Annotated in this window: 1 pseudogene; it reads right to left on the bottom strand. The window is 59.5% G+C overall.

Annotated elements, in window-relative coordinates:
* Window positions 1–513 (bottom strand): annotated as a pseudogene (locus GQ56_RS0138950) (virulence factor); the annotation flags it as partial.

Genomic DNA, 513 nt, shown 5'->3' with positions numbered 1-513 from the left:
AAGTGGTTGATACGACCAATCGCCAACACGACATCGGTCAGTGCACCACCCGTCCCCATATCGCCGAGCAACGCCGCCGTATTGAACGTCTGCTTCATGTGGTCGTATTCAGGCAGTGTCTCCGTCAACGACTGCGAAAGCGCCCCCAAACGTGCCGACGCTGCGTCGCCCCCGTGCCCCGCATCGTGAACGATATACTGAAGGTCGGTCGGACCGATGCCGGCATTCTTGGCCGCTTGCTCGATCGTCGCCTTCCACGCCTGTACCGCGCGCGGTGCTCCGACCTTCGGCGTGAAATCCTGCGTGTTGCCGGTCACCGCTTTTCCAATCCACGCAAGCGGTTCACGCTCGGTATTGAAGTTCGGCCCAGCGAGGAACAGCACGACGAGATTTTCGTTGATCTGCCCATCCTTCGGAGGGAAGCTTGGTGCGTCCCAGTTCATCACCCAGACGCTCTTGTCGGGATTGGCTTCGAGGTATGCAAGTCCCTCATTCAGCGATGTGAAGCCGGTA

The organism is Burkholderia paludis, assembly GCF_000732615.1.
GTDB classification, from domain to species: Bacteria; Pseudomonadota; Gammaproteobacteria; order Burkholderiales; family Burkholderiaceae; genus Burkholderia; species Burkholderia paludis.
This window is presented reverse-complemented; position numbering and strand designations above follow the sequence as displayed.